Annotated in this window: 19 protein-coding genes; 16 read left to right on the forward strand and 3 right to left on the reverse strand. The window is 69.5% G+C overall.

Translation table 11 applies throughout. The features are described 5' to 3' along the window. Nucleotides 1-22: 22 nt before the first annotated feature. From AB0C26_RS41885 to AB0C26_RS41895, 3 genes are all read left to right on the forward strand, one after another. Nucleotides 23-565 (forward strand): GNAT family N-acetyltransferase, encoded by a 543-nt coding sequence (locus AB0C26_RS41885; protein ID WP_360259623.1) that lies wholly within the window; start codon nt 23-25, stop codon nt 563-565. Nucleotides 566-569: 4 nt separating this feature from the next. Next, entirely contained in the window at nt 570-1,718 is a 1,149-nt protein-coding gene (locus AB0C26_RS41890) for an aminotransferase class I/II-fold pyridoxal phosphate-dependent enzyme (protein ID WP_360259625.1), read from the forward strand. A gap of 1,703 nt (nt 1,719-3,421) precedes the next feature. Then, on the forward strand, nt 3,422-4,627 hold the full coding sequence (locus AB0C26_RS41895) for a globin (protein ID WP_360259628.1): 1,206 nt from the start codon (nt 3,422-3,424) through the stop codon (nt 4,625-4,627). A gap of 1 nt (nt 4,628) precedes the next feature. Here the strand turns inward: AB0C26_RS41895 and AB0C26_RS41900 are convergent, their stop codons facing one another. Together AB0C26_RS41900 and AB0C26_RS41905 are read right to left on the reverse strand one after the other, a co-directional pair. Continuing rightward, a complete protein-coding gene (locus tag AB0C26_RS41900; protein WP_360259631.1) occupies nt 4,629-4,994 on the reverse strand; it encodes a signal peptidase I in 366 nt (121 codons plus the stop codon). After that, nucleotides 4,984-6,276: a hypothetical protein gene (locus tag AB0C26_RS41905; protein ID WP_360259809.1), complete on the reverse strand. Its 1,293-nt coding sequence runs from the start codon at nt 6,274-6,276 to the stop codon at nt 4,984-4,986. The genes AB0C26_RS41900 and AB0C26_RS41905 overlap by 11 nt, the downstream gene beginning before the upstream one ends. Nucleotides 6,277-6,354: 78 nt before the next feature. Between AB0C26_RS41905 and murD the strand changes: the two genes are divergently transcribed. The 8 genes from murD (at nt 6,355) to AB0C26_RS41945 (ending at nt 16,158) form a co-directional block, all read left to right on the forward strand. After that, nucleotides 6,355-7,704, forward strand: coding sequence for a UDP-N-acetylmuramoyl-L-alanine--D-glutamate ligase (gene murD / locus AB0C26_RS41910; protein ID WP_360259633.1), 1,350 nt, complete (start codon nt 6,355-6,357; stop codon nt 7,702-7,704). An 838-nt stretch (nt 7,705-8,542) separates the two neighbouring features. After that, on the forward strand, nt 8,543-9,520 hold the full coding sequence (locus AB0C26_RS41915) for a MurR/RpiR family transcriptional regulator (protein WP_360259636.1): 978 nt from the start codon (nt 8,543-8,545) through the stop codon (nt 9,518-9,520). Nucleotides 9,521-9,590: 70 nt separating this feature from the next. Beyond that, on the forward strand, nt 9,591-10,901 hold the full coding sequence (locus AB0C26_RS41920; protein WP_360259638.1) for an extracellular solute-binding protein: 1,311 nt from the start codon (nt 9,591-9,593) through the stop codon (nt 10,899-10,901). A 56-nt stretch (nt 10,902-10,957) separates the two neighbouring features. Beyond that, the gene (locus tag AB0C26_RS41925; RefSeq protein WP_360259641.1) at nt 10,958-11,920 is read left to right on the forward strand and encodes a sugar ABC transporter permease; all 963 of its coding nucleotides are present in this window, start codon (nt 10,958-10,960) and stop codon (nt 11,918-11,920) included. Then, nucleotides 11,920-12,813, forward strand: a complete 894-nt coding sequence (locus tag AB0C26_RS41930) for a carbohydrate ABC transporter permease (protein WP_360259643.1) — start codon at nt 11,920-11,922, stop codon at nt 12,811-12,813. The genes AB0C26_RS41925 and AB0C26_RS41930 overlap by 1 nt, the downstream gene beginning before the upstream one ends. A gap of 26 nt (nt 12,814-12,839) precedes the next feature. Further along, complete coding sequence (gene ngcE / locus AB0C26_RS41935; RefSeq protein WP_360259645.1) at nt 12,840-14,279, forward strand: N-acetylglucosamine/diacetylchitobiose ABC transporter substrate-binding protein; 1,440 nt, start codon at nt 12,840-12,842, stop codon at nt 14,277-14,279. A 30-nt stretch (nt 14,280-14,309) separates the two neighbouring features. Next, entirely contained in the window at nt 14,310-15,215 is a 906-nt protein-coding gene (locus tag AB0C26_RS41940) for a sugar ABC transporter permease (RefSeq protein ID WP_360259648.1), read from the forward strand. A 10-nt stretch (nt 15,216-15,225) separates the two neighbouring features. After that, nucleotides 15,226-16,158 carry a carbohydrate ABC transporter permease gene (locus AB0C26_RS41945; protein WP_360259650.1) on the forward strand — a complete coding sequence of 311 codons (933 nt, stop codon included), beginning with the start codon at nt 15,226-15,228 and terminating at the stop codon, nt 16,156-16,158. Here AB0C26_RS41945 and AB0C26_RS41950 read toward each other — a convergent pair. Further along, on the reverse strand, nt 16,151-17,053 hold the full coding sequence (locus AB0C26_RS41950) for an AraC family transcriptional regulator (RefSeq protein ID WP_360259652.1): 903 nt from the start codon (nt 17,051-17,053) through the stop codon (nt 16,151-16,153). The genes AB0C26_RS41945 and AB0C26_RS41950 overlap by 8 nt on opposite strands. Nucleotides 17,054-17,091: 38 nt before the next feature. On the opposite strand from AB0C26_RS41950, the gene AB0C26_RS41955 reads away from it, so the two are divergent. The 5 genes from AB0C26_RS41955 to fxsT all read left to right on the forward strand — a co-directional run bounded on the left by AB0C26_RS41955 (nt 17,092) and on the right by fxsT (nt 25,430). Further along, on the forward strand, nt 17,092-17,835 hold the full coding sequence (locus AB0C26_RS41955) for an SDR family NAD(P)-dependent oxidoreductase (RefSeq protein WP_360259654.1): 744 nt from the start codon (nt 17,092-17,094) through the stop codon (nt 17,833-17,835). Then, a complete protein-coding gene (locus AB0C26_RS41960; RefSeq protein WP_360259657.1) occupies nt 17,832-19,202 on the forward strand; it encodes an FAD-linked oxidase C-terminal domain-containing protein in 1,371 nt (456 codons plus the stop codon). The genes AB0C26_RS41955 and AB0C26_RS41960 overlap by 4 nt, the downstream gene beginning before the upstream one ends. A gap of 417 nt (nt 19,203-19,619) precedes the next feature. Then, nucleotides 19,620-20,747, forward strand: a complete 1,128-nt coding sequence (gene fsxC / locus AB0C26_RS41965; protein ID WP_360259659.1) for an FxsC protein — start codon at nt 19,620-19,622, stop codon at nt 20,745-20,747. Between the two features lie 64 nt (nt 20,748-20,811). Continuing rightward, the gene (locus AB0C26_RS41970; RefSeq protein WP_360259661.1) at nt 20,812-21,519 is read left to right on the forward strand and encodes a TIR-like protein FxsC; all 708 of its coding nucleotides are present in this window, start codon (nt 20,812-20,814) and stop codon (nt 21,517-21,519) included. After that, on the forward strand, nt 21,516-25,430 hold the full coding sequence (gene fxsT, locus AB0C26_RS41975) for an FxSxx-COOH system tetratricopeptide repeat protein (RefSeq protein WP_360259663.1): 3,915 nt from the start codon (nt 21,516-21,518) through the stop codon (nt 25,428-25,430). The genes AB0C26_RS41970 and fxsT overlap by 4 nt, the downstream gene beginning before the upstream one ends. The last annotated feature ends 26 nt before the right edge of the window (nt 25,431-25,456 follow it).

The raw sequence follows: 25,456 nt of genomic DNA on the forward strand, positions 1-25,456 counted from the left end.
AAACGCCGATAGGCTGTCGCCGATGATTGAATTGCGCACCGAACGCCTGCTTCTGCGCCAGTGGCGCGACGACGACCTCGACGCCTGGGCCGACCTCAACGCCGACCCGGCGGTCCGCGAATTCTTCGGTACGGTGCTGGCCCGCGACGAATCACTGGGGTCGCTGAATCACTTCCGCGCCGAACTGGACGCACGCGGCTGGGGCTGGTGGGCCGTCGAGGCGCCGGACGAAGGCGGCCTGATCGGCATGGCCGGCCTCGACCCGGTCGACGACCAGGTGCCGTTCGAGGGCACCGAGGCCGGCTGGCGCCTGGCCCGCAAGACCTGGGGCAAGGGGTACGCGACGGAAGCGGCACGAGCGGTTCTCGAGTACGGGTTCACCCAGCTCCGCCTGCCGGAGATCCTGGCCATCGCCGCCGCCGGCAACGTCCGCTCGCACGCGGTGATGCGCCGCCTCGGCATGACCCACGACCCGGCCGACGACTTCGACGACCCGACGGCGCCGCCCGGCCCGTTGCGCGCCTCGGTGGTGTACCGCCTGCGGAACCCGGCCCTGGCACCCTAGGGGCATGAGCGAAGAGCTTCCGGTCGCATCGCTGGCCGAGCTGCGGCGGCGGCGCAGCGAGAAATGGCGGACCTTTCCCGACGACGTCCTGCCCCTGTTCGTGGCCGAGATGGACTACGACCTGGCCCCGCCGGTGACGGCGGTGCTGACCGAGGCGGTGCGCCGCGGCGACCTGGGCTACGCGTCGTCCACTCCGGACCTGGGCCGGGCCCTGGCCGGTTTCGCCGGCCGGCAGTGGGGCTGGGAGATCGACCCGGCCCAGGTCACGGCGGTCACCGACGTCGGCGTCGGGGTGGTCGAGCTGATGCGCGTGCTGACCCGCCCGGGCGACGCGGTGGTGATCAGCCCGCCGGTGTACTCACCGTTCTTCGACTGGGTGCCCGAGGTCGGCGCCCGCGTCCTCGAGGTGCCGCTGGCCCGCCACGAGTCCGGCTACCGCCTCGACCTGGCCGCGCTGGAGGCCGCGTTCGCCACTCACCCGGCGGCGTACGTGCTCTGCAACCCGCACAATCCGGTCGGCCGCGTGCACACCCCCGGCGAACTGGCCGAGTTGGTCCGGCTCGCGCGCCTGTACCGGGTGCCACTGATCAGCGACGAGATCCACGCCCCGCTCGTGCTGCCCGGCGCGACCTTCACCCCGATCCTCACCGTGCCCGGGGCCGGGGAGGTGGCGGTCAGTGTCATCTCGGCCAGCAAAGCGTTCAACACGGCCGGCCTGAAGTGCGCGGCTGTCGTCACGGCCGACTCCCGCATGGCCCAGGCGGTGACCCGTTTCCCGCCGAACCCCGACGATCGAGTCGGCCACCTCGGGGTGCTGGCCACCATCGCCGCCTTCACCGAGGGCGACGCGTGGCTGGCGGCGCTGCGGACCACGCTCGACCGGCGCCGCACCCAGCTCGGGGACCTGCTGCGCGCCCATCTGCCCGCCCTGGGCTGGACTCCGCCCGAGGCCACGTACCTGGCCTGGATCGACGCCTCGTCCCTGGGCCGCGACGCCGCCGCGCGCGACCGTTTCCTCGCCAAGGCTCGCGTGGCCCTGGAACCGGGCACGAAATTCGGCGCGGCGGGCTCGGGTCACGTACGCCTCAATTTCGCCACCAGCCCCGACATCCTCACCGAGGCGGTCCAGCGGATGGCCGCCGCCATGCCCTGACCGAAGAGTCGGCGAAATGAGGTGATTTGTAGCAGTACGGTGGAGGGCAGGGAGCCGTCCAGCGGGGGTGTGTAGCGGTGTCGTCCGGATCGGGTACGGGCTCCGGCGGAGACCAGCACCTGCTGGCCCTGCTGCGAGCGATCCGCCTGCGCCAGGCCGCCCCCGACGCGGTCGCCGCCGGCATCGCCGACGCCGCGGCCGCGCTGCACGAGCTCACCAGCGAGGGCGAGGAGGGCAACCATCCCGCCCTGCCGCCGGGCGAGAGTCACAGCGCTCTACCACCGGCCCCACCCCGCCTGGGCCTCCCCCCGGCGTCTCCCCATGACGCGGCTTCCCCCGGCGTGGCTCCTCCCTACGGTGCGGCTTCCCTCGGCGTGGCTCCTCCCTACGGTGCGGCTTCCCCCGGCGCGGCTCCTCCCTACGGTGCGGCTTCCCCCGGCGCGGCTTCTCCCTACGGCGCGGCTCCTCCCCACGGCGCAGCTTCCCCTCGCGGCGCGGCCTCGTCGTATGCGGCGGGCGAGGGCGGCGGCTCCGGTCAGCAGTTGCGGCCTCGCTGGGCTGCCGGAACTCCAGGTTCGACGGGTCCGAACAGGCCCGGTGTCCCGCCCTTCTCCGACGACAGATCCGGCGTCCCGCCGCTCCCGGGTGACAGGTCCGGCGTCCCGCCGCTCCCGGGTGACAGGTCCGGCGTCCCGCCGCTCCCGGGTGACAGGTCCGGCAACCTCCCGCTCCCGGGCGACAGGTCTGGCGTTCCACCTCTGCCCGGCGATAGGTCCGGCGTCCCTCCCTTCTCAGGCGACCGGGCCGGCGCGCCCTCCGACGGGGCCGGAGAGCATGGCGCGGCGGAACCCGTTGTCACCCCGCCGATCGGGCCGTCGGGCGGCGGCCGCGTCGTTCATTCGCCGATGGCGGGCGACGGCGAGCCGCCGTACTTCGACGACCTAGCGGCGGAAAATGCCGATATCTCACCCGCCGGGCGAAGTTTCTGGGACAGGCGCCCGGTCCGGCCCGGCTTGTCGCGACCGCACGGCGACCGGCCCGAGACGACCGGTCGAGGAGATCACCCGGGCGGCGGGGGAGGACGGCCCGTCATCTACGGACTCACCGACACGCCGCGGGTGAGCCGGGGCACCGAGCTGGGCGGACTCACTGACATGCCGCGAGTGGGCCGGGGTCCGGAGGCGGGCGGTCTCGCTGGCACGCCGGGGGTGGGCCGGGGTGCGAAGGCGGGCGGTCTCGCCGGCACGCCGGGGGTGAGCCGGGATCTGGAGCTGGGCGGTCTCGCTGGCACGCCGGGGGTGGGCCGAGAGGTGGAGACCGGCGGTCTCGCTGGGATGGGACGGGATTCGGAGACGGGCGGAGAGGTCGCCGAATCGTCGCCGGGGCGTGCTGTGGTGTGGCGGCCGCTGGCTGGTGGGTCCGATGCCGGGGGATTCGATGAGGAGAACGGGACCGAGGCGGTGGGGCGGCCGCATCGGAATCGTTTTGCCGGGCTTCCCGTTCGGCGGCCCGGCGCAGAGGTTCAGCCGAAAGGCGGGGCCGATTCGGAAGGGGCGGTGGGGCGGGACGGGCCGGAAGGGCGCGGTGCCCTGGGCGCCGGGGACAGTGGCCGATGGGGTGACACGAACGCGGGTGCGCGAGCTCGATGGGGCGCGCGGCCGCGATGGGCGGCCGAAGGTCAGTCCGCACCGCCGGGTCACCCGATGCGGCGGCTGCCGGAGATGGATCTGCCGCATGTGATGCCGCCCCTGGTGACCCGGGTGAACGCCGGCGACGGCATGGATCCGGCCGACGACGCGCTTCTGCGGCAGACGCAGCGGCTGCTCAGCACCAGTCTGACCTTCGCCGGTGGGCCGCTGGAGGTGGCCGAGCGGCTGCGGGCCGCGTTGATGCAGGCGCATCCGGGACTGATCGCCACCCTGCCGGGTGGGGCGGCCACCCAGGTGGGGCAGCTGGCCAAGGCCGTGACCTGGCTCGTGCACAACCTCGACCGGCCGCCGGTGCTCGTCGAAGGGTGCGGGCGGCTGGGGGCGGCGCTGGCCGCCTGCGGGGTCCGGGCGGGACAGCTCCAGCTCGTCGGCGCGGCGCTGGCCGAGGCCATGCGGGCCGGCATGTCGGCCGGGCAGTGGCGGCTGGACTTCGAGGTGGCCTGGCGGTCGACGTGGCAGCACGCCTATGAATGGATTGTGCACGGTGGAGCTTCGGCGGCCTATGAGCCGCCCGTCTGGGACGCGGTAGTGGTCGAGCATCAGATGCGGCGGCCGGACCTGGCCGTCGTACGGCTGCGACCGTTTTTGCCCATGCCTTTCGAGGCCGGGCAGTATGCGCGGATTCAGGTGCCCGAGTTGCCGGCGATCTGGCGGCCCTATTCGCTCGCGGGGGCGCCGGCCCGCGATGATCTGGTCGAGTTGCATGTGCGGGCCAAGACCGAGTCGGGGGTCAGCGGCACCCTGGTGCACCGCACCCGGGTGGGTGATCAGGTGCGGCTGAGCCGGGCCGAGGGCACGATGACGCTGCCGGCCGATCCGCGGCGGCACCTGCTGATGATCGCCGGGGACACCGGGGTGGCGCCGTTCAAGGCGCTGCTGACGCGGCTGGCCGAGACGGGCGACGCGCGGTCGGCGGTGCTGTTCTGGGGCGTACGGGATCTCTCGCAGCTCTATGACATCGAGGAGCTCACCGAGATCGCGCGGGCCGCGCGCCGGGCCACCGTCGTGCCCGTGGTGGCCGAGGGCGACCCCGGGCCGTACGCGTCGGGCCTGGTCACCGACGCGGTGGCGGGCTACGGCGAATGGTCGGGCCACGAGGTCTTCCTGGCCGGGCCGCCGCTGATGGTGGCCGCCACCTCCGTGGCCCTGCACCAGCTCGGCGTCGCGCCGGAGCGCATCCACCACGACCCGCCCGAATAGGTCAGGGCACCGCGTAACCCGGAACCGACGGCCACCGGACCGTCAGCACCACCGACTCCTGTTCGGCCACCCACGAGTGGTCGACACCGCGACCCCAGACCACGTAGTCGCCCGGCTCGGTCAGCACCACCGTCCGGTCCGGCAGCTCGACGTGGAAACGGCCGCTGATCAGCAGGAGCAGGGCCTCGCGCTCCTCGCCGGTCACCCACTGGGCGCGGCGGTCGCCCTTGACGTGGCGCCCCCACTTGATCTCCACGTCGGTGCTGTGGCGCGGGTCGCCCGGCGGCCGGAAGTAGCCCAGCAGCCAGCCTTTCTCCTCGGGGGCGTCGAGGTCGGCCTTGCCGACGTAGACGCCGTCAGAGGGCATCGGTCAAAACCTTCGCGTACGCGGCCGGTACGAACGTGGGCCCGCCCGGCGTCAGCACGTCCTCGCGGGACGCCTCGGCCCACGCCGAATCGGGCACCGCCGCCCGCAGCGCCACCAGCACCGGCGCGTCGTCGGTCAGCATGGCCAGCGCCACCAGCGACTCCTCGACCTCGCCGACGCACTCGAACGGCTTGTGCGCGTCGATGCCGAGCAGTTCCAGGAAGCCGGGCACCTGCTCGACGTCGGCGAACAGGTCCTTGCCGAAGATGCGGGTCAGCCTGTCCCGCTCCATGGCCGGGGCCATCGCCAGGAAGACGAACCGGCACTTCGGGCAGTCGCCGCACCAGCGGGCCGTCGGGTCGTGCAGCTTGAACGCCTTGTTGCAGCTGGTCACCACGTCGTCGTAGCGGTCGTGCCGCGCGTACAGCTGGGCGATGTGCAGTTCGGAGAGCGAGCGGAGCAGCGAGAAGTACGGCTCGGTCAGGCCGACGTGCGCGGTGACGGCGGCCCGCAGCAGGCCCTCGGCCTCGACGCCCTTCGACCACTGGTGGTTGACCTCGTGACCGTTCCAGATCAGGTTGGGGTCGGAGGCGGACCGCTCGTTCGACATCACCACCGGCCCGAGCCCGTGCCAGACGGCGGTGGCGATGGCGATCAGCGAGTTGATCGCGGTGACCGGGATGTGGCCGTTGAGCGCGCCCGCCTTGTTCAGCTCGAACAGGCGCGGGTCGAGCTGCCGGCGGGCGGCGAGCGCGTCCAGGCCGGAGGCGGCGTTCACGTTCTTGATCACCGGGTTGGGGTTCACCGAGAACGGCACCGGGTCGAGCCCGGCCGCGCGCAGGATCTCCAGGGTGACGATCGAGTCCTTGCCGCCGCCGACCGCGGACAGCGGCCGGTCGCCCGCGTTGTCGATCGGGGCGGCCGTCGTCGCGCCGGACGGCACCTCGACGACGGCTTCGAGGACCCAGGGCAACTGATTGCGGTACGCGTACTCGGCCATCCCCTTGGTGTAGATGGCCGTGAAGAAGGAGGCGGCCTCGGCGGGCAGCGGCTTCGGGGCGACGATCCGGCGCGGGGCGCCGACCTTGAAGTAGCTCACCCCGGCCACGACGTGCAGCAGATCGAGGACGCGGTAGAGCGCGCTCTCGCGGCTCTCGTCGCTGCTCGAGGGGACCGGCAGCGTGATCGTCTCGGTGAACTCCAGCGGCTCCGGGCCGTCGAGCACGTAGTCGAACGTCGCGACGCCGGTCGACGGGTCGAAGGCGTACGAGGGGAAGCGCATGACGTCGAACTGCACCCGGAAACTCCTGTCTTGGGACCGACGGGCAATACTAGTTCGACTCATCGAGGAGGGAACGACGTGCGCCTGTCAGACCTGAAAGGCCGCTCGGTGGCGGTGTGGGGCACCGGCCGGGAAGGACGGGCCGCGGTCACCGCGATCGCCGCCCACGGGCCGTCGCGCCTGATGGCGGTCGATGACAGCGCCAACTTCCTGTCCGTCGAATGGGACGCCTCGCTCGCCGCCCTGGCCCCGCTGGCCGGTGGTGACCACGCGTTCCCGGCCCTGGTCAGTGCCGACGTGGTCGTCCGCTCGCCCGGCGTGCCGAACACGCACCCGTGGATGGCGCAGCTGCGCGAGCGCGGCGTCACGGTTACCGGCGGTAGCGCGCTCTGGATGGCCGATCACGCCTCGCGCACGATCGGTGTCACGGGCAGTAAAGGCAAGAGCACCACCTCGAGCCTGATCAGCCACCTGCTGGCCGCGGTGGGCCGCCCCAACGTCTTCGGCGGCAACATCGGCGTACCCCTGCTGGACCTTCCCGAGGCGGAGCAGTACGTGCTGGAGCTGTCCAGCTACCAGTGCGCCGACCTCACCGACTCGCCGCGCGTGGCCGTGGTGACCTCGCTGTTCCCCGAGCACCTGGACGCGCACGGCGGCGAGCGCGAGTACTACCGCGACAAGCTCAACATCCTGCGGCACGACCCCGACCTGATCGTCGTGAACGGGGCCGACGACCGGCTGCGGGCCGAGATCCGCGGCGTCACCGACGTCAACGGCTTCCCGCCGGTGCCGGCCGCGGCCGACGACTCCCGCTTCCGGATCGAGGACGACACCGTCTTCTGCTCGGACGAGCCGCTGTTCCCGCGCGCTGCCCTGAAGCTGAAAGGCGCCCACAACGGCCGCAACCTCTGCGTGGCGCTCGCCGTGCTCGACGGTCTCGGCATCGACGTCCCCGGTCGGAAGGACGTGCTGGCCGAGGCCGTGGCTGCCTTCGAGGGCCTGCCGCACCGGCTGGCCGAGATCGAGGACCCGTCCGGCGTCACCTTCGTCGACGACACGCTGTCGACCAGCCCGTACGCGACCATGCACGCCATCGACGCCTACACCGGCCGGCCACTGACCGTGCTCGTCGGCGGCAACGACCGTGGCCTCGACTACTCGCCGCTGCGCGAGTTCCTGCGCGACAAGCAACTGACGGTGATCGGCATGCCGGACAGCGGCCCGCGCATCCTGGCCGAGCTGGCCGGCCTCGACGGCATCGTGACCCACCAGGCCGACGACCTTCACGCGGCGGTACGGCTGGCCCGCGAGACCACCCCGAGCGGAGGCGCCGTCCTGCTGTCGCCCGGCGCGCCCAGCTACGGCCAGTTCCGCAACTTCGAACACCGCTCCGAGGTCTTCCTCGAGGCGATCCGCGACTCCGCCTGACAGATTCCCCCTCCGCCGGCGCCCGCGAGTGGAGGCCTGGCACCGCCTACGCGTGGCGTGTTCGATGCCGCGCTGCGGAGCAACTTGTGCTCGATCCTCTTGAGCAGCGGCGCGGCGGAACCGATTCGCCGCGAGCTGCGCGGAGTCGCGCTGCGGTCCGGTGTCCGCGCGATGTGCGTGACAGCGTCTTCCGCGACGGAGGCGCCGGCGGTCGTTGGGACCTGATCCGCCACGGCGACGCCGGTGGTGAGGCCGAGCTGCGCGCGTCGGCGGCGGCGGTCCCGGCCTGAGGCGGCGACGTAGCCAAGATCTGAGGACAACGGAACCGAGGCCCGAGGCAGACGGACCCGGTCCCGGGCCGGGTCGAACCGGGGCGGGGGAGACGGGACCGGTCCTGGGGCCGGGCCGAACCGGGGCCTGAAGGAGACGGAACTGAGGTCTCGGGGAGACGGCACGAAAGGCTGACGAAGGCGAACCGAGGGTGGCGTGATCGCCACCCTCGGCTCTTTGTGCCGCTCAGGTTTGTTACGGCGGTAAAAACCGCGTTTCAAGGACGCCAAGATCTAGTACGAACGGGCCACCGGCTCTAGTTCGAACGGGCACACGGCATCAGTAAAACGTCCGAGGACAAATCGCATCAAAAGCGGACGCGTGATGGCGGTCACGTCGTAAAGAACATTTCCGGATCGATGACTGTCAAGTGGTGGTCGCGTAACACGCGTTCATCGGCGCAGGTCAGGTAACGGTTTGAAAACTTCGCCCACAGTCTTGACACGGAGGGGCCTTCAGTAAGAACTTTTACCGCGACAGTAAACAGTCCTTCCTGAAGGGATGACCAATGGGCGAGCCGGAGATGGACGGCACCGCGTCGACCGCGGTCGTCGACTCCCTGGTTCGTGGCGAGCCGGTCGTCCCGACGGTCGAGAGCGCCGCGAACCAGGTGTCGGTGCTCGTGCGTGTGCGGTCTTTGCTGCCGGAGTTCACGGGGGCCCTGCGGCGCGTCGCCGAGCAGGTGCTGACCGATCCGGCGGCGGCCTCGCGGGCCACCATCGTCGAGCTCGCCGAGCGCAGCGGCACCTCACCCGCGACCGTCACGCGGTTCTGCCGTGCGCTCGGCTTCGACGGCTACGCCGATCTGCGGCTCGGGATCGCGGCCGAGACCGGGCGGGCCCGCTCCGCCGGATGGACCGTCGACATCGGGCGCGAGATCCAGCCCAGCGATCCGCTCGAGCGCGTGCTCGGCCAGATCATGGCGGCCGACACGCAGGCCATGCACGACACCGCCGCGCTGCTCGATCTCGCCGAGGTGGAGCGGGCCGCCGTCGCCATCGCCGCCGCCCCCCGGGTCAACATCTTCGGGGCCAGCGGCAGCGCCCTGGTCGGCGAGGAGATGCAGTTCAGCCTGCACCGCATCGGGGTGCCGGCCTGGGCCTGGACCGACGTGCACAACGGTCTGGCCAGCGCCGCCCTGTCCCGCCCGGGTGACGTCGCGCTCGGCATCTCGCACAGCGGCCAGACCGGCGAGACGATCGAGCTGCTGGCCGAGGCGAGCAGCCGCGGCGCCACCACCATCGCGTTGACCAGCTTCCCGCGCTCGCCGCTGGCCGAGCTGGCCGACATCGTCCTGCTCACCGCCACCCAGGCGACCACCTTCCGGCCGGACGCGCTCAGCGCCCGCCATCCCCAGCTGGTCGTCCTCGACCTGCTGTATGTCGCCGTGGCCCAGCGCACCCACGAACGCTCGCACGCCGCCTTCCAGCGCACCGCCCAGGCCGTACACGGTCACAAGGCAGCCAAGGACGGCAGCCCCACATGATCTCCGCCGGTCACCGGCGGTGCACCAGCGAAAAGACCTGACACATAAAAAACTCCCCTCTGGAGGAAGCGTGAAGCGCAAGATCGCGGTCGCCGCGGCACTCGCTGCGACGCTGCTCGGCGCCGCCGCCTGCGGCTCCAACGAAGATGCACCTACTACTTCCGCATCGGGCAAGGTCGACGGTGCCGGCAAGACCCTCAAGGTCTGGCTGATGGTCGACGCCCAGACGGCGTGGAAAGACGTCGTCGACAACGCGAGCAAGCGCTTCACCGAGGCCACCGGGGCCCAGGTCAACGTCGAGTACCAGCAGTGGGCCAACCACCTCACCAAGCTGGACGCCACGCTGGCCGGCACCGACGTCCCGGACGTGATCGAACTCGGCAACAGCGAGTTCCCCAAGTACGTCTTCAGCGGCGGCTTCGCCGCGATCAACCCGTCCGACTACGAGAACTCGGGCACCTGGCTGGCCGGTCTCAAGGGCGCCTGTGACTTCGAGGGCAAGACCTACTGCGTGCCCTACTACGCCGGCGCGCGCCTGCTGATCTACCGCACCGACCTGTTCAAGGAGGCCGGCGTCACCGCCGCCCCCAAGACGTACGAGGAGTTCCTCTCGGCCGCCGACAAGCTTCAGACCCTGAAGAAGTCGGACCCGAAGTTCGGCGCCGTCTACATGCCGGGCCAGTACTGGTACGCGGCGATGAGCTGGGTCAAGTCGACCGGCGGCGACATCGCCAAGCAGGACGGCGACAAGTGGGTCGGCCAGCTTTCGCAGCCGGCGTCGATCGAGGGCCTGCAGCGCTGGGTCGACATGGTCAAGAAGTACTCGAAGGCCGACCCCACCAAGAACGAGAACGAGCAGGCCGGCATCTTCGCGCAGGGCACCTCGGGCATGTTCTACGGCAACGCGTGGGAGCAGGGCTCGGCCGAGGAGGTCAAGAAGGACCCCAACGACGAGAACTCGCCGCTGGTGCCGACCAAGGTCAAGGGCAAGCTGGCCACCGCGGCCATGCCGGAGGTTCCGTCGTTCCTGGGCGGCTCGAACCTCGGTGTGGCCGAGAAGAGCCAGAACAAGGAGCTGGCGGCCCAATGGATCAAGGCCTTCACCGACAGCCAGTCGATGGCCGGCCTGATCAAGGCGAACGCGCTCCCGAACTCGACCGCGCTGCTGGACAAGGCGGCGGCCGACAACCCGTCGCTGGCGCCGGCCGCGCAGGCGGCCAAGGACAGCTGGTTCACGCCGAACGCCGAGAAGTGGGCTGACGTCGAGAAGGGCGCGGTGCTGCAGACCATGCTCACCGACATCCTGACCGGCAAGAAGTCGGTGGCCGACGGCGCCAAGTGGGCCGACGACCAGATCAACGCGACGCTCAACGAGAGCTGAGGCCTCGCGGTGCTGCCCGTAGGGGCAGCACCGCCCCTCCCTGAAGGGAACCGCTGATGTCCGTCGTCGAATCACCGGCGACCCGCCCGGCTGCTCCAGCTCCGATTCGGCCGGCGTCGGGAAAAACCCGCAAGTCGGATAAAACCCCTTGGCTGCTGGCGATTCCGGCTCTGGTGCTGCTGGCCGGGCTGCTCGGCTACCCGCTGGTCCGGATGGTGGTCCTCTCCTTCCAGAACATGCGGTTGCGCGAGCTGTTCAGCGGCGCCACGCCGCCGTGGGTGGGCTTCGACAACTACACCAAGGTGCTCACGGACGGCGTGTTCTGGGGCGTCGTGGGCCGTACGGTCGCCTTCACGGTCGTCTCGGTCGTGATCTCGGTGGTCTTCGGCCTGGCCATCGCTCTGCTGATGCGGCGGGTGACGCGAGGGGTACGGCTGTTCATGGTCGTCGCCATGATGTTCGTCTGGGCGCTGCCGCAGCTGGTCGCCGCGCAGATCTTCCGGTGGATGACCGACTCCGACTTCGGCGTCGTGAACTACCTGATCGACAAGATCCCGGGCGTGGACTACGCGAACCACAGCTGGTTCGTGAACCCGTGGCAGGGCTGGTCGGTGATCACCACGCTGGTGATCTGGGCCGGCATCCCGTTCCTGGCCATCACTCTGAACGCCGGCCTCACGCAGGTGCCCAAGGAGCTGCTCGAGGCGGCGACGATGGACGGCGCGACGCCCTGGCAATCCCTGCGCAACATCATCCTGCCGATCTTGAAACCCTTGATCACTATCGTCACGACGCTCTCGGTGATCTGGAACTTCGGGCTCTTCACGCAGGCGTGGGTGCTGCGTGACGGGCACCCGGAGCCGTCGTACCAGACTCTGGCGACGTATTCGTACACGCAAGCCTTCGGGCAGTCCCGGTACAGCCTGGGCTCGGCCATCGCGGTGATCACCGTGATTCTGATGCTCGGCGTGATGGTCTTCTACATCCGCCAGATGTTCAAGATCGGTGAGGTGGAGTGATGGTCGCCGTCGCACCCGTGGTGAAGAGAAGACGCGCGAAGAGCGCCGACGACGGCGTGCTCACCGTCGGCCGCAGCCGGGCCGGCACGATCGCCGCCAACACCGCCGGCATCCTGTTCTCGATCTTCATGCTGTTCCCGGTCTACTGGGTGCTCAACACCGCGTTCAAGCCGGCCAACGAGGTTCTGTCGCTGGAGCCGACGCTCCTGCCGAAGAGCCCGACCTTCGACAACTTCCGGTCCGCGTTCAACGCGCCGCTGTTCCTCGAGAACATGCTCAACGGCGTGATCATCACGCTGCTGGCGGTGGCCGGAGCGCTGGTCGTGGGCTTCCTGGCCGCGCTGTCGATCGCCCGGTTCAAGTTCTACGGCCGCAAGTCGATCATCCTGGTCATCCTCGTGGTGCAGCTGATCCCGTTCATCTCGTTGCTCATCCCGCTGTTCCTGATGCTCCAGCAGGCCAAGTTGACCAACAGCCTGATCGGTGTGAGCATCACCTACCTTGTGCTGATCCTGCCGTACACCGTGTGGACACTCCGCGGCTTCATCTCGGGCATCCCGCGGGAGCTCGACGAGGCCGCGCTGATCGACGGCTGTACCCGGGCCCAGGTCTTCTGGCGCATCATCCTCCCGCTGACCGGACCCGGCCTGGTGGCCACCAGCGTCTACGGATTCATCCAGGCCTGGAACGAATTCATCATCATCAACACGCTCAACAGCCCGGACAAGCAGAACCTGATGGCCTGGCTGCTGCAGAACCAGACGACCCGCGGTACCGCCTGGGGCCCCCTCATGGCCGGTGCGATCATCACCTCGATCCCGGTGGTGATCTTCTTCCTGATCATCCAGCGCAATATCGCCACCGGTCTCACGGCCGGCGCGGTCAAGGGCTGATCACAAACACAACCTGAGGAGATGTTGTGACCGATATTTTCGCCAAGCCCGAGCTGGACCGCCGTACGCTGCTGCGTCGCGCCGCCGCCGTCGGCCTGCTCGCGACCCCCGCCGTCGGCCTGCTCAGCGCCTGTGTCGGCGGTGGCTCGGACGACAGCGACTCCGAGCAGGCCACCGGCACCAAGTCGGCTGACAACCCGCTCGGCATCGACACCAAGGCCGGCGTGGAGATCGTGATCTTCAACGGCGGTCTCGGTACGGCGTACGCCACCGACGTGGACACCCCGCTGTTCAACAAGAAGTGGCCGGACGCCAAGATCACCTACTCGGCGACCGAGCAGATCTCGACAGTCATCCAGCCCCGGATCAACGCCGGCAACCCGCCGGACATGATCAACAACTCGGGCTCGAACCTGATGGACTTCGGCGCCATCGTCAAGGCCGGCCAGGCCGCCGACCTGACCGACCTGTTCGCGGCGCCGTCGCTGGACGTGCCGGGCAAGACCGTGGGCGAGACCCTGGTGCCGGGCGCGATCGAGCAGGGCAGCTACGACGGCAAGCCGTTCGCGGTGAACTACTCGTACACCGTCTTCGGCCTCTGGTACAACAAGAAGCTGTTCGAGAAGAACAACTGGACCATCCCCACCACCTGGACCGACTTCACGGCGCTGCTCGACAAGATCAAGGCGGCCGGCATCACGCCGTTCGGCTACGCGGGCGCCAACGCGTCGTACTACATGGTCCGGGCGCTGCTCACCAGCGCCGCCAAGATCGGCACCGAGCAGGTCCTCAAGGACATCGACAACCTCAAGGAAGGCGCCTGGCAGAACGACGCCATCAAGAAGGCCGCCCAGGCCTGGGGCGAGATCGGCAACAAGTACATCAACAAGACCTTCCTCGGCCTCAAGCACACCGAGGTCCAGCTCCAGCAGGACCAGGACAAGGTCGCGTTCTACCCCTGCGGCTCGTGGCTCGAGAACGAGCAGGCCAAGGACACCCCGCCCGGTTTCGAGTACGCCATCGCGGCGTACCCGAGCGTGACCACCTCGGACAAGCTTCCGGCGACGGCGATCAACGCCGCGGCCGGCGAGATCTACTTCGCGGCGGCCAAGGGCAAGAACCCGCAGGGTGGCAAGGAGTACCTGCGGACGATGCTCTCCAAGGAGGCGGCGCTGGGCTTCACCAAGCTCACGAAGTCGCTTACGGTGGTGGCGGGCGCCTCCGACGGTGTCACCATCTCGCCCGGTCTGACCAGCGCCAACGACGCGGTCACCAAGGCCGGCAAGGACATCTTCATGGGCTACCTGTTCGACACCTGGTACAAGAAGCTCGACGACGAGTCCCGCGGCGCCGTCAACGACCTCATGTTCAAGGGCGGCGACGCGCAGAAGTTCTGCGACCGGATGGAGAAGGCGTCCCAGGCCGTGGCCAAGGACTCCTCCATCACCAAGTTCACCCGTAGCTGATCTTCGGTAACAAAAAGTAGGTAGGGCGCCATGCGACGCGGCAAGTACCCATTCATCATCGGCTTCCTTATCGTGCCGGTGGCGCTCTACTGCACCTTTGTGGTGGCGGCGTACATCCAGACCTTCCAGTTGTCGTTGAGCAACTGGTCGGGGCTCGGCCCGATCGAGTACGTCGGCTTCGACAACTTCACGAAGCTGTGGCACGACGAGCTGTTCTGGAAGTCGATCCGGCACAACCTCTTCCTGCTCATCCTGCTGCCGATCGTCACGATCATCCTGGCCCTGGTCTTCGCCTTCCTGCTCAACGTCGGCGGCGGCCACAAGGGCGGCGCCACCCGTGGCGTCTGGGGCTCCAAGGTCTACCGGGTCATCTTCTTCTTCCCGCAGCTGCTGGCCCTGGCCATCGTCGCGGTGATCTTCGGCCGGGTCTTCGGGCCGGACAAGAGCGGCATGCTCAACGGCCTGTTCCCGGACGACTGGAAACCCTGGCTGTTCCTGGCCGACGAGCGGTACGCGATGCTCTGCATCCTGATCGTGCTGATCTGGCAGGCGGTCGGCTTCTACGTCGTGCTCTTCTCGGCCGGCATGGGCTCGATCCCGGCCGAGATCTACGAGGCGGCCGCACTCGACGGCGCCACCCGCATCACCCTGTTCTTCCGGATCACGATCCCGCTGCTGTGGAACACCGTGCAGGTCGCCTGGGTCTACCTGGGCATCGCCGCGTTCGACGCCTTCGCCCTGGTCAACATCATGACCGTGGACCGCGGCGGCCCGAACGGCGCCTCGTCGGTGCTCAGCCTGATGATCTACCGCAACGCCTTCGAATTCTCGCAGGCCGGCTACGCCTCCGCGCTGGGCGTGGTCCTGTTCTTCCTGACCCTGACCTTCGCCGCGCTGACCCTGAGGGTCACCCGCCGCGATTCCGTCGAAGCCTGAGGCGGACGAGATGACGAACCTGACCAGTACCCCCGGCACCGACGCCGCGCCGGCCCCCGTCTCGCCGACGCCCAAGAGCGCCGGCCGCAAGCCCGACAAGAAGCGCGACGTCAGCGCGTTCACCGGCCTGGCCCACATCGCCCTGTTCGCCTGGGCGCTGGTGACCGCCGGCCCGCTGATCTGGGTGCTGCTGGCCTCCTTCAAGAGCAACACCGAGATCTTCCTGGGCAAGCCGTTCGCGCTGCCCGACCACTTCTCGTTCCAGACGTACTTCGACGCCTGGGGCGAGGCGCACATCGGGCGCTACTTCCTCAACAGCGTCATCGTCGTGATCATCAGTACGGCCGGCACGATGCTGTTCGGTTCGATGGCCGCGTACGTGCTGGCCCGGTACCGCTTCTGGGGCAACCGGTTCATCTACTACCTGTTCGTCTCGGGCCTGGCGTTCCCGACCTTCATGGCGCTGGCGCCGCTGTTCTACATCCTCAAGAGCATGGGGCTGCTGGGCTCGTACACCGGTCTGGTCCTGGTCTACATCGCCTACTCGCTGCCGTTCACCGTCTTCTTCCTCGCGGCGTTCTTCAAGACCCTGCCGTACGAGATCGAGGAGGCGGCCACTGTCGACGGCGCCTCGCACACCCGCAAGTTCTTCCAGATCATGATGCCGATGGCCAAGTCCGGCCTGGTCAGCATCACGATCTTCAACATCGTCGGCCAGTGGAACCAGTACCTGCTACCGGTCGTGATCATGACCGGTCCCGGCGCCGAGTCGAAGTACCTGCTCACTCAGGGCATCGCGAACATCAGCACCTCGGCCGGCTATCACGCGGAGTGGTCGACGCTGTTCGCCGCGCTCGTCCTCTCCATCCTGCCCATGATCATCGTCTACGCGATCTTCCAGCGGCAGATCCAGGCCGGCCTCACCGCCGGCGCGGTCAAATAGAACGCCAGATTCCCGGGGGTACGCCGTACGCGCGCCGAAACGCCGCCGCGAACGCGAACTCCGAGGAGTAGCCGACCCGGGCCGCCACCGCGGCCACAGTGAGCCGCTCGTCTCGCAGCAGGAGCCGCGCCTTGTGCAGGCGCAGCGCCCGCAGATAGTGGACGGGCGGCTCACCCACGGCGGCCGAGAACCGGGCCGCGAACGCCGTCCGGGACAGCCGCGCCGTGGCCGCCAGCGACGCGAGCGTCCACGGGCGGGCCGGCTGGCTGTGCATCGCGCCGAGCGCCGCCGCCAGATGCGGGTCGCGCAGCCCGGCCAGCCACCCCGGACGCTCGGTGACCTCGCCGTGCCGGCGGATGGCCCGCGCGATCATCGCGTCGGACAGCCGGGCCATGACGACGTCACTGCCCGGCCCGGCGTCGAACGCCTCCTGCCGCAGCGCCTCGACGTAGGGCGTCAGCCACCGGCTCTCGGACGCCGGAACCAGGATCACCCGCGGCAGCCCGCTCAGCGCCGGATGGCCGGGCTCGCCCGCGACGAAGGCCCCGCAGACGATCGTGGTGCGAGGCCCGTCCGTGCCGTGGCGCAGCCGCACCCCCTGCGCCCGCGCCGCGAGCTCGAAGCCGGAGGTGGCGGGTGCGGACCCGTACCTCAATTCGTGATCGTCGCCCTGGGGCAGGATGACCGTGTCGCCCGCGCTCAACGCGACGACCTCGCCGGCCAGCGCCAGCTCGCAGGCGCCGCCGGTGATCAGGTGGACGCCGCGCAGCCCCGGCCGGTCGAAGACGAGCCGGAACGGGCCGCTCATCTCCAGCCAGCGGTAGGCGGCGGTGGTGAAGCGGACCTCGCGCAGGATCGCGCCCAGGACGTCCGATGGGGTCTGCGGGACGGGCACACATGGATTGTCGCCCCGGCCCTTCCTAGCGTCGAGGCATGACGAAGATACTGGTGACGGGCTCGACGGGAATCGGCGGCGCGGTGGCCGCGTGGCTGGGGGAGCGGGCCCTGACGGTCGGCCGCCACGGGCGGATCCGGGCCGACCTCTCCTCACTCGAGCAGACGTCACAGGCCGCCGAGGAGATCGCCGCGAGCCATGACCGGCTCGACGCGATCGTCTGCTGCGCCGGCGTGTTCACGATGCGCGCGGCTCTGACCGGGGAGGGGCTGGAACGGGCGTACGTGCTCAATTATCTTTCCCGCTTTCTGCTGATCGGCCGGCTGCTTCCGCTGCTGCCGCCGGACGGGCGCGTGGTCCTGGTGGCCAGTGCGGGCCGCTATCGGGACACGAGCGCGAACCGCACGTGGGGGATGGGGGTCGCCGGTCGCACCCAGTTCGCCAACGACCTGTACGCGGTGGAGCTGGCGGCCCGGCACCCCTCGCTCTCGGTGGCCTGCGTCTACCCGGGCCTGGTGGCGACGCGGGTGTTCCGGGACGCGACCGGTGTTCCGGCCGCGCTGCGGTGGGTGATGGACGCACTCCAGCAGCGGATCGGCGCGTCACCGGAATCGGCCGCGCGAGGACCCGTACGACTGGCAATCGGTCCTCGGTTCGCCTCCGGCTTCTATGGGCCGTCGGCGAAGCCGCTGACCGTGCCCGCGCGGGTCCGCGACGGGCGGCGGACCGAGCTGTGGGCCGAGAGCGAGGAGCTGACCACGCGCGTAAGGTCGCAGGGGTGAAAGATCTGCTCAACGGGATCGATGTCGTCGACGACGCGGACGTGCTGGAAAGCCTCGCCCACGACGACGCCGAGTGGGCGCCCTACGGCAAGCCGGTCGCGGCCGTCCGCCCCCGAACCACCGATGAGGTACGCCGGGTGGTGGCGGCCTGCGCGGAGCGCGGCATCCCGCTCGTCGCGCGCGGGGCCGGCACCGGACTCTCCGGCGGCGCCAACGCGGTCGACGGCGCCATGGTCGTCGACCTGTCGAAGATGAACCGGATCGTCGAGATCGACGCCGAGAACATGACGGCGACCGTGCAGCCGGGCGTCGTCAACGACGACCTGAAGAAGGCGGTCGCGGCGCACGGCCTCTGGTACCCGCCCGACCCGGCCAGCGCGCCCTGGTCCACCATCGGCGGCAACGTCGCCACCAACGCGGGTGGCCTCTGCTGCCTGAAATACGGGGTCACCCGCGACTACGTGCTCGGCCTGGAAGCGGTGGTGGGCGGCCCGGCGGGGGACTACGGCACTGTCGTCCGCCTCGGTCACCGCACCACGAAGGGCGTCAGCGGTTACGACCTGGCCGCCCTGTTCACCGGCTCCGAGGGCACCTTCGGCATCATCACCGAGATCACGCTGCGGCTGCGCCCGGCCCGCCGCGAGGCGCCCCGCACGGTCGTCGGCGCCTTCGACAGCGTGGTCGCCGCGGGTTCGGCGGTGGCCGCCCTGACCCGGTCCGGCCTGCTGCCGGCCGCGCTCGAACTGCTGGACCGGACCTGCCTGCGCGCGGTGGAGGAGTGGAAGCACCTGGGCCTGTCGGCCGACGCCGCCGCCCTGCTCCTGGCTCAACTCGACAGCCCGGGCGCGGCCGGCGACGAGGAGGCCGCGGCGGTGGCCGCCGTCTTCCAGGAGGCCGGCGCGATGTGGGCCGAGCAGTCCACCGACGAGTTCGAGGCCGAGGCCCTGTTCGCGGCCCGGCGCCTGGCCTACCCCGCGCTGGAGCGCCTGAGCCCGGTGCTGACCGAGGACGTGTGCGTACCCCGTTCGAAGGTCCCGGCCATGCTGGCCGCCATCGAGGAGATCGCCACCCGCCACGGGGCCACGATCGCCACCATCGCCCACGCCGGGGACGGCAACCTGCACCCATTGATCCTCGCCCCCGCCGGCGACGACGAGGCCCGCCGCGCCGCTCAGGCCGCTTTCGAAGACATGCTGACAGCCGCCATAGCCATGGGCGGCACAGTGACCGGCGAACACGGCGTGGGCCTGCTGAAGCGCGACGGCATGAAGCAGGAACTCGCCCCGGAAGTCCTGGCCATGCAGGTGGCCATCAAGCAGACCCTCGATCCACTGAACATCTTCAACCCGGGCAAGGTCGTCGGCTGACCTGGCCGTACTTCGGTCGGGGGACGTCGGGCAGCAAGACCCCGGAGGGGCGGGCACCGCGGAGACCGGCGCGACGCGCCGGTCCGAACAGGATCTTTGGCCCGCGTGCGACTTGCGCCGTTGAGCAACCTTCGAAGGTGTGCTCTCTTCGCGATTGAGTCCCGCTGGCGCTACCACTAGCCTGGTCGGGTCCCTCGGCCGACCTGGTCCGCCGAGGGGCCGCCGAGACCCGCATGCTCGGCAACCGCGCTGGCGATTCTCCACCCGCCACGCTTGTCGACCCGGTGACCGGCGAAAGAGGCTTCAGATGATCGAGCGCGACTCACGCTGCTCTTTCGCGCTGCGTGGTGTAGTCGTTACGCTAGGGCGGTCCAGGCGTCGTCAGGAAGCCGGGGGTCTATAGTGCCGAATTTCTTTTTGAGTTCGGCCGCCGGCGACGACGATCCGTATGTTCGGCAGTTCTTCGACGATCTCCGCGGCCAGGTCTCGGCCCTGAGCTCCGACCACGGCGCTGATCTTTCCTTCCTCGGTACGGTCGGCAACCGGGACACCGCCCTTCCGGCCGACATGCTCTTACGCCTGGCCTCGTGCGATGTCTTCGTCGCGCTGACGTCGCCGCGGTATTTCCGCAACGCGACCTGCGGGCGGCAGTGGGAGATCTTCACGAGCCGGTTCAAGGCGGGCGACGACCGGGCGGCGGTCATCCCGGTCGCCTGGTCGGCCGACGCGGCGATGCCGGAATTCCTGGATGTCCCGCTGGTCGTGCCGGAGGGCACCTCGCGAGGACTGCGACAGCTGGTTCGCCTGCGTGGCCTCAGATCCGACTACGAGTCGTTCCTCGGCCAGCTCGCGCGCCGGGTCGTCGCCGCCGGTGAGGCCGCCCCGGCCCCGGCGAGCGAACCGGTCACGGATTTCGCGAGGGTGCCCAACATCTTCTCGGCGTCCATCGTGGACCGCCGGGTGCACATCATCATCGCGGCCGCGTCCCGCCAGGAGATGGACGAGGTCCGCGACGACCTCTCCTATTACGGCGCCGAGGCCGGGGACTGGGCGCCCTACCGGCCGGACGTGCCGGGATCGCTGGCCAGCCGGGCCCGCCTGCTGGCGGCCGATCAAGCGCTGCGGGGTGAGGTGGCGGCGCTCGACGACGTCGTCGACCGTATCGAACGTGCCCGCGCCGCCCACGAGATCGTGGTCATCCTCTGTGACTGGTGGATCACCCAGCTCGACGCCTACCGGCACATCCTCGCCGAGATCGATCGCCGTGGACTCGGTGACACTGTCGTGCTGGTTCCGGCCAGCCGGGCCGACCGGGAGTCGATGGACAACCTCGCCGAGCTCCGCTTCGGGTTACGCCGGACGTTCCAGGAGAGTTGGCGGCAGGCGCAGGGCCGCCTGCACAGCGATCTCAGCACGGCCGAGGCGTTCGACGCCGACCTGGCCGGCGTCCTCGAGGAAGCCCGCAACCGTCTGTTCCGCAGTGGAGCCGAGCCCGGTGAGGACAGCGGGCCGGTGGTCGAACGGCCCATCCTCCGTGGTCCGTGATGGCGCAGGGAAAGTACACTGAGTGATCGATTACTTACGATCAATCGTCCTCGGGAGAAGGCACGTGGGATCGTCAGTCGCGCCGCCGTTCTTCTTCATCAGCTATGCGCATGATCCCGGCGAGGACAACTACCACGTCGACCGGTTCTACCGGGATCTGAACCATGACGTGCTGATGTTCGCCGGCAGCCGGGCCGAGACCGCCGGCTTCTGCGACGCCCTGCTCAAGCTCGGTCAGCGCTGGTCCGAGTCGCTTGTCGACAATCTCAGCACGGCCCAGGTCTTCATCCCGATCATGAGCCCCGGTTACTTCCGCAGCCCGGCGTGCGGCAAGGAATGGGCCGTGTTCTCCGCGCGGCTCGCCCGCGGCGCCCGGCCCGGCTCGGAGAGCGCGCTGATCATTCCCCTGCTGTGGGTGCCGATGACGCCGCCGCCGATCGCCCAGCCGTACCAGTTCAAGGACAGAGACCTCGGCGCCACGTACGACGAGGTCAAGCTCCGCGCCCTGATCCGTGAGGGCCGATACGCGGACGACTACAAGGCTTTCGTGCAGAAGCTGGCCCAGCGGGTGTTCGAGCTCGGCGAGACCGCGCCGTTGGCCCCGGAACCGGGCCGGCCGAGCTTCGACGACATCGCTTCCGCGTTCCCCACCGTGCCCGAGGCCCGGACCCCGAACGGGGGCCGGGACGTGAAGGCCCCCGCCGGCAACCGCCGGTCGTCCCGCGTCGACCGCCCCATCCTCAACACCAACCTCCCCGAGGACCCCCGATGAGTGTCAGCGCCGACAACGGCCCAGCCGGCCGGATCATCACCTTCTACAGCTACAAGGGCGGTACCGGGCGGACGATGGCGCTCGCCAACGTCGCGTGGCTGCTCGCGATGAACGGGTACAAGGTGCTGGCCATCGACTGGGACCTCGAGTCGCCCGGCCTGCACCGCTATTTCCACCCCTTCCTACGGGACAAGAATCTGCGCAACTCCGAGGGCATTCTCGACCTCATCCGCCAGCACACCGAGTTCAACTTCCGGCTCGAGGACACGCTGGATCCGGCGCGGGCCACGGTGCAGATCCACGAGTACGCCGCCTCCCTGGAGTGGGAGTTCCCGCGCGGTGGTCTGCTCGACTTCGTGCCCGCGGGCCGGCAGGACCTGGGATACACCGAGGCGGTCAGCACCTTCGACTGGGACTCGTTCTGGCGGTTGCACCACGGGCCCCGCCTGCTCAACGCTCTGCGCGAGGACATGGCGCGCAACTACGACTTCGTGCTGATCGACAGTCGTACCGGCACAAGCGACACGGGCGGGATCTGCACCGTGCATCTGCCGGACACGGTGGTCAACTGCTTCACGCTGAACACGCAGAGCGTCAACGGCGCGGTGGCCATCACCGCGTCGATCCTCAAGCACGCGTCGGACATCACGGTGTTGCCGCTGCCGACCCGCATCGAGGACGGTGAGATGGCGAAGCTCGAGCGCGGCCGGATGTTCTCCCGGCGCAGCTTCGAGCCCTACCTCGGTTTCCTGGGCACTCAGTCCGCCGACGAATACTGGAACAGCATCGAAGTTCCGTACATCCCTTATTACGCATATGAAGAGATTTTGGCCGTTTTCGGGGACATGCCGCGTCTCAACGGCCCGCTGCTCAGCCCGTACACCAATCTGGCGTCGCGGATCGCCGGTCGTGAATGCCGGGCGGTGGCCATCCCGGAAGCCGACCGCAACCGGGTGCTGCGCGCCTTCGAGCAGTCCGTTCCTCACCAGAAACGGACGATCGTGGTGGCCTACGCGCCGCTCGACCGGATCTGGGCCGAGTGGCTCAGCGACCGCCTGCGAGGCACTGCCAACCGCGTCATCCTGCAGAGCATCCGGGAATCCGTACCGGACCTCGACGCTCTCGACCATCTGGTCGTGATCTTCTCGCGCGACCTGATCGCCCGCGAGGGCGGCCTACGGTTGCTGCGGACCGTTCGCGACAGCACCACGCAGAACAACGACAGCCTGCTCGCGGTACTCCGGGTCGACGCGACGCCGCTGGACGGCCGGGTACCGCCGCGCATGCTGGTCGACGCCATGGGCACCAGCGAGGACCGCGTCCTGGAGACGGTCTCGTCGGTTCTGGCGCTCGACGCGTCCGCGGTGTCCACCGGCGGGGCGGAGGTGGGCGAGGTGCGCTACCCGGCCGACCTGCCGCCGTACTTCCAGGTCAGCCTCACCCGTAACCCCCGCTTCTCGGGCCGGGGTGGCGTCATCGAGGACATCCGCAATCGCCTGGTCGGCAGCGAGCCGAGCGGCGCCCGGCTGGCGTTGACCGGCCTGCCCGGTGTCGGCAAGACGCAGACGGCCTTGGAGTACGTCTACCGGTTCGCCGCCAGCTACGACGGCATCTGGTGGATCTCGGCCGCGCAGCCCAGCCGGGTCCGGATCGGCCTGGCCGAGATCGCGACCAAGCTGTCCCTGCCCGGCGGCACGGTCGAGGAACAGGTCGCCGCGGTCATGGAGGCGCTGAAGCGGGCCGTCCCGGTGCGCCGGTGGCTGGTGGTGCTGGACAACGCCGACGCGCCGGCCGATCTGGAGGGCCTCGTCCCGTCCGGCCCGGGCCACGTCCTGGTGACCTCGCGCAACCCGCAGTGGGCGAACGAGCTCGACGCGGTCGACGTCGGGGTGTTCAAACGGGCCGAGAGCATCGAGCTGCTGGGCCGTCGGGTGGAGAACCTGGGCCCGGCGGACGCCGACCAGCTCGCCGGCCGGCTGGGCGACCTCCCGCTGGCCCTCGAACAGGCCGGCGGCTGGCTGGGCAGCACGGCCATGTCGGTGTCGGACTACCTCGACCTGCTCGACCGCGGCGCGGCGGCGGCGATGAGCGAGAGCGCGCCCGCCACGTACAACCAGACCGTGGCCTCCACCGTCGGCGTGGCCTACGAGCGACTCAGCCAGACCAGCCCGGCCGCCACCCGCCTCATCGAACTTCTCGCATTTATGGCGCCCGAAGTCATCCCTTATCGCATGATTAGCAACAAACAACTGACCGCGCTTCTGGCGCCGATCGACCCGCGGATGTACGACCCGGCCCGACACGGGTCGCTCATCCAGGACATCGGCCGCCTGGGGCTCGCGAGGGTGGACGCAGGCACGAACGAAGGGAAACCGGCTCCGGGAAGGCGTGGCATCGTGGTGCATCGGCTCACTCAGGATATCGTCCGGTCGCGGTTGTCCCCTTCCGACCAGGACGAGCGCAGGAGGGAAATCCAGAGCGTGCTGGCAGAAGCGGACCGGGGAAACCCGGACAATTTTGAGAACCGCGAGGCCTACGAGGCCATCCGCCCGCACCTGGAGCCGAGCGGTGCGCTCACCTCCGACCGGCCCGAGACGCGTCAGCTCGTCATCGACATGTCGCGTTACCTCTACGTGCGCGGTGACTTCGAGGGATCGCGGGAGCTGGCCGAGGCGGCGCTGAAGGAGTGGCTGCCCAGCTTCGGCGTCGACGACCTGTGGTTGCTGCGGCTCAAGCGCACTCTCGCCGTCGTCCTGCGCGAGCAGGGCCACGAGGCCGAGGCGTACGACATGAACGCCGACAGCCTCGAACGGCTCCGCCGGGTCGCGGGCGACAACGATCCGTACACGCTCTCGACCGCCATGAGCTTCGGCGCGGATCTCCGCGCCCGCGGCGAGTACGAGAAGGCCGTAAGCCTCGACGAGCAGACCCTCAAAGGCCTCCGTGAGGCGTACGGCGACAATCACCCCGAGACCCTGAACGCGGCCAGTAACCTGGGCGTGTCACTGCGCTTCGTCGGCAACTTCGAGGATGCGGCCGAGCGGGACCGCGACACGCTGCGCCGCCGCCGCGAGGTTCTCGGGCCGCGCCATCTCTACACCATGAGTTCGCAGGAGAATCTGGGTACCGACCTGATCGAACTGGGCGACCTGGTGCCGGCGCGGAACCTCCTCGAGGAGGCGTACGAGGTGACGCGCGCCGATCACGGAGAGAGCCACTGGCGCACGCTTCGCGTGGCCACCACCTACTCGGTGGCTCTGCGCCGGCTGAACGAGGTGGCGAAGGCCGCGGAGGTCATCGACGACATGGTCCGGCGGGCTACCGAGGTCCTCGGGCGCTACAACCGGGTGACCCTCACCGGGCGCCTGGAACAGGCGGACGTGCGCTGGGCGCAGGGCCGGGTCAAGGAGGCCCGCGAGGTCGCCGAAGAGGTCTACGCCGACTTCCGTGCCACCCGGGGCGAGCAGCACCCCGACACCATGGCCGCCGGAAACGACCTGGCCGTCTTCCGGCGGCTGACGGGGGACGCGGCGAAAGCGCTGACGCTGGCCGAGCGCACGTTCGTGGTTCTCGACGACGTCTTTCGTCCCGGTCACACCTACACTCTCGCGGCGATGATCACCTTGGCCAACGCTCAGTTCGCGGACGGAACGCGCCACCTGGCCCAGGAGACTGACGCCGGCGTTCTTCAGCGGGCGCGCCGGGTCTTCAAGGACGCCCACCCGACCGTGGCCGTGGCGATGATCAACTGGGCGGTGAGCCATCGCGAGGCCGACCCGGGCACCGCGAACCGCAACCGGGACGAGGCGCTGAAGACGTTCGATGCCGCCCTGGGCTCCAACCACCCCCGAACGATCGCGGCGCGTGAGTGGCAGCGTGTCGACCAGGACATCGCGCCGTTCCCGGTTTAGACCTTGATCTCGGCCGCGGTTCCTCG

The organism is Actinoplanes sp. NPDC048796 (assembly GCF_040650035.1).
GTDB lineage: Bacteria > Actinomycetota > Actinomycetes > Mycobacteriales > Micromonosporaceae > Actinoplanes.

What these genes read in the sequence shown, in the direction of transcription:
- AB0C26_RS41885 (WP_360259623.1), top strand. Translation starts at nt 23, where the DNA reads ATGATTGAATTGCGCACCGAACGCCTGCTTCTGCGCCAGTGGCGCGAC.
- AB0C26_RS41890 (WP_360259625.1), top strand. Translation starts at nt 570, where the DNA reads ATGAGCGAAGAGCTTCCGGTCGCATCGCTGGCCGAGCTGCGGCGGCGG.
- AB0C26_RS41895 (WP_360259628.1), top strand. Translation starts at nt 3,422, where the DNA reads ATGCGGCGGCTGCCGGAGATGGATCTGCCGCATGTGATGCCGCCCCTG.
- AB0C26_RS41900 (WP_360259631.1), bottom strand. Translation starts at nt 4,994, where the DNA reads ATGCCCTCTGACGGCGTCTACGTCGGCAAGGCCGACCTCGACGCCCCC.
- AB0C26_RS41905 (WP_360259809.1), bottom strand. Translation starts at nt 6,276, where the DNA reads ATGCGCTTCCCCTCGTACGCCTTCGACCCGTCGACCGGCGTCGCGACG.
- AB0C26_RS41915 (WP_360259636.1), top strand. Translation starts at nt 8,543, where the DNA reads ATGGGCGAGCCGGAGATGGACGGCACCGCGTCGACCGCGGTCGTCGAC.
- AB0C26_RS41925 (WP_360259641.1), top strand. Translation starts at nt 10,958, where the DNA reads ATGTCCGTCGTCGAATCACCGGCGACCCGCCCGGCTGCTCCAGCTCCG.
- AB0C26_RS41930 (WP_360259643.1), top strand. Translation starts at nt 11,920, where the DNA reads ATGGTCGCCGTCGCACCCGTGGTGAAGAGAAGACGCGCGAAGAGCGCC.
- AB0C26_RS41940 (WP_360259648.1), top strand. Translation starts at nt 14,310, where the DNA reads ATGCGACGCGGCAAGTACCCATTCATCATCGGCTTCCTTATCGTGCCG.
- AB0C26_RS41945 (WP_360259650.1), top strand. Translation starts at nt 15,226, where the DNA reads ATGACGAACCTGACCAGTACCCCCGGCACCGACGCCGCGCCGGCCCCC.
- AB0C26_RS41955 (WP_360259654.1), top strand. Translation starts at nt 17,092, where the DNA reads ATGACGAAGATACTGGTGACGGGCTCGACGGGAATCGGCGGCGCGGTG.
- fxsT (WP_360259663.1), top strand. Translation starts at nt 21,516, where the DNA reads ATGAGTGTCAGCGCCGACAACGGCCCAGCCGGCCGGATCATCACCTTC.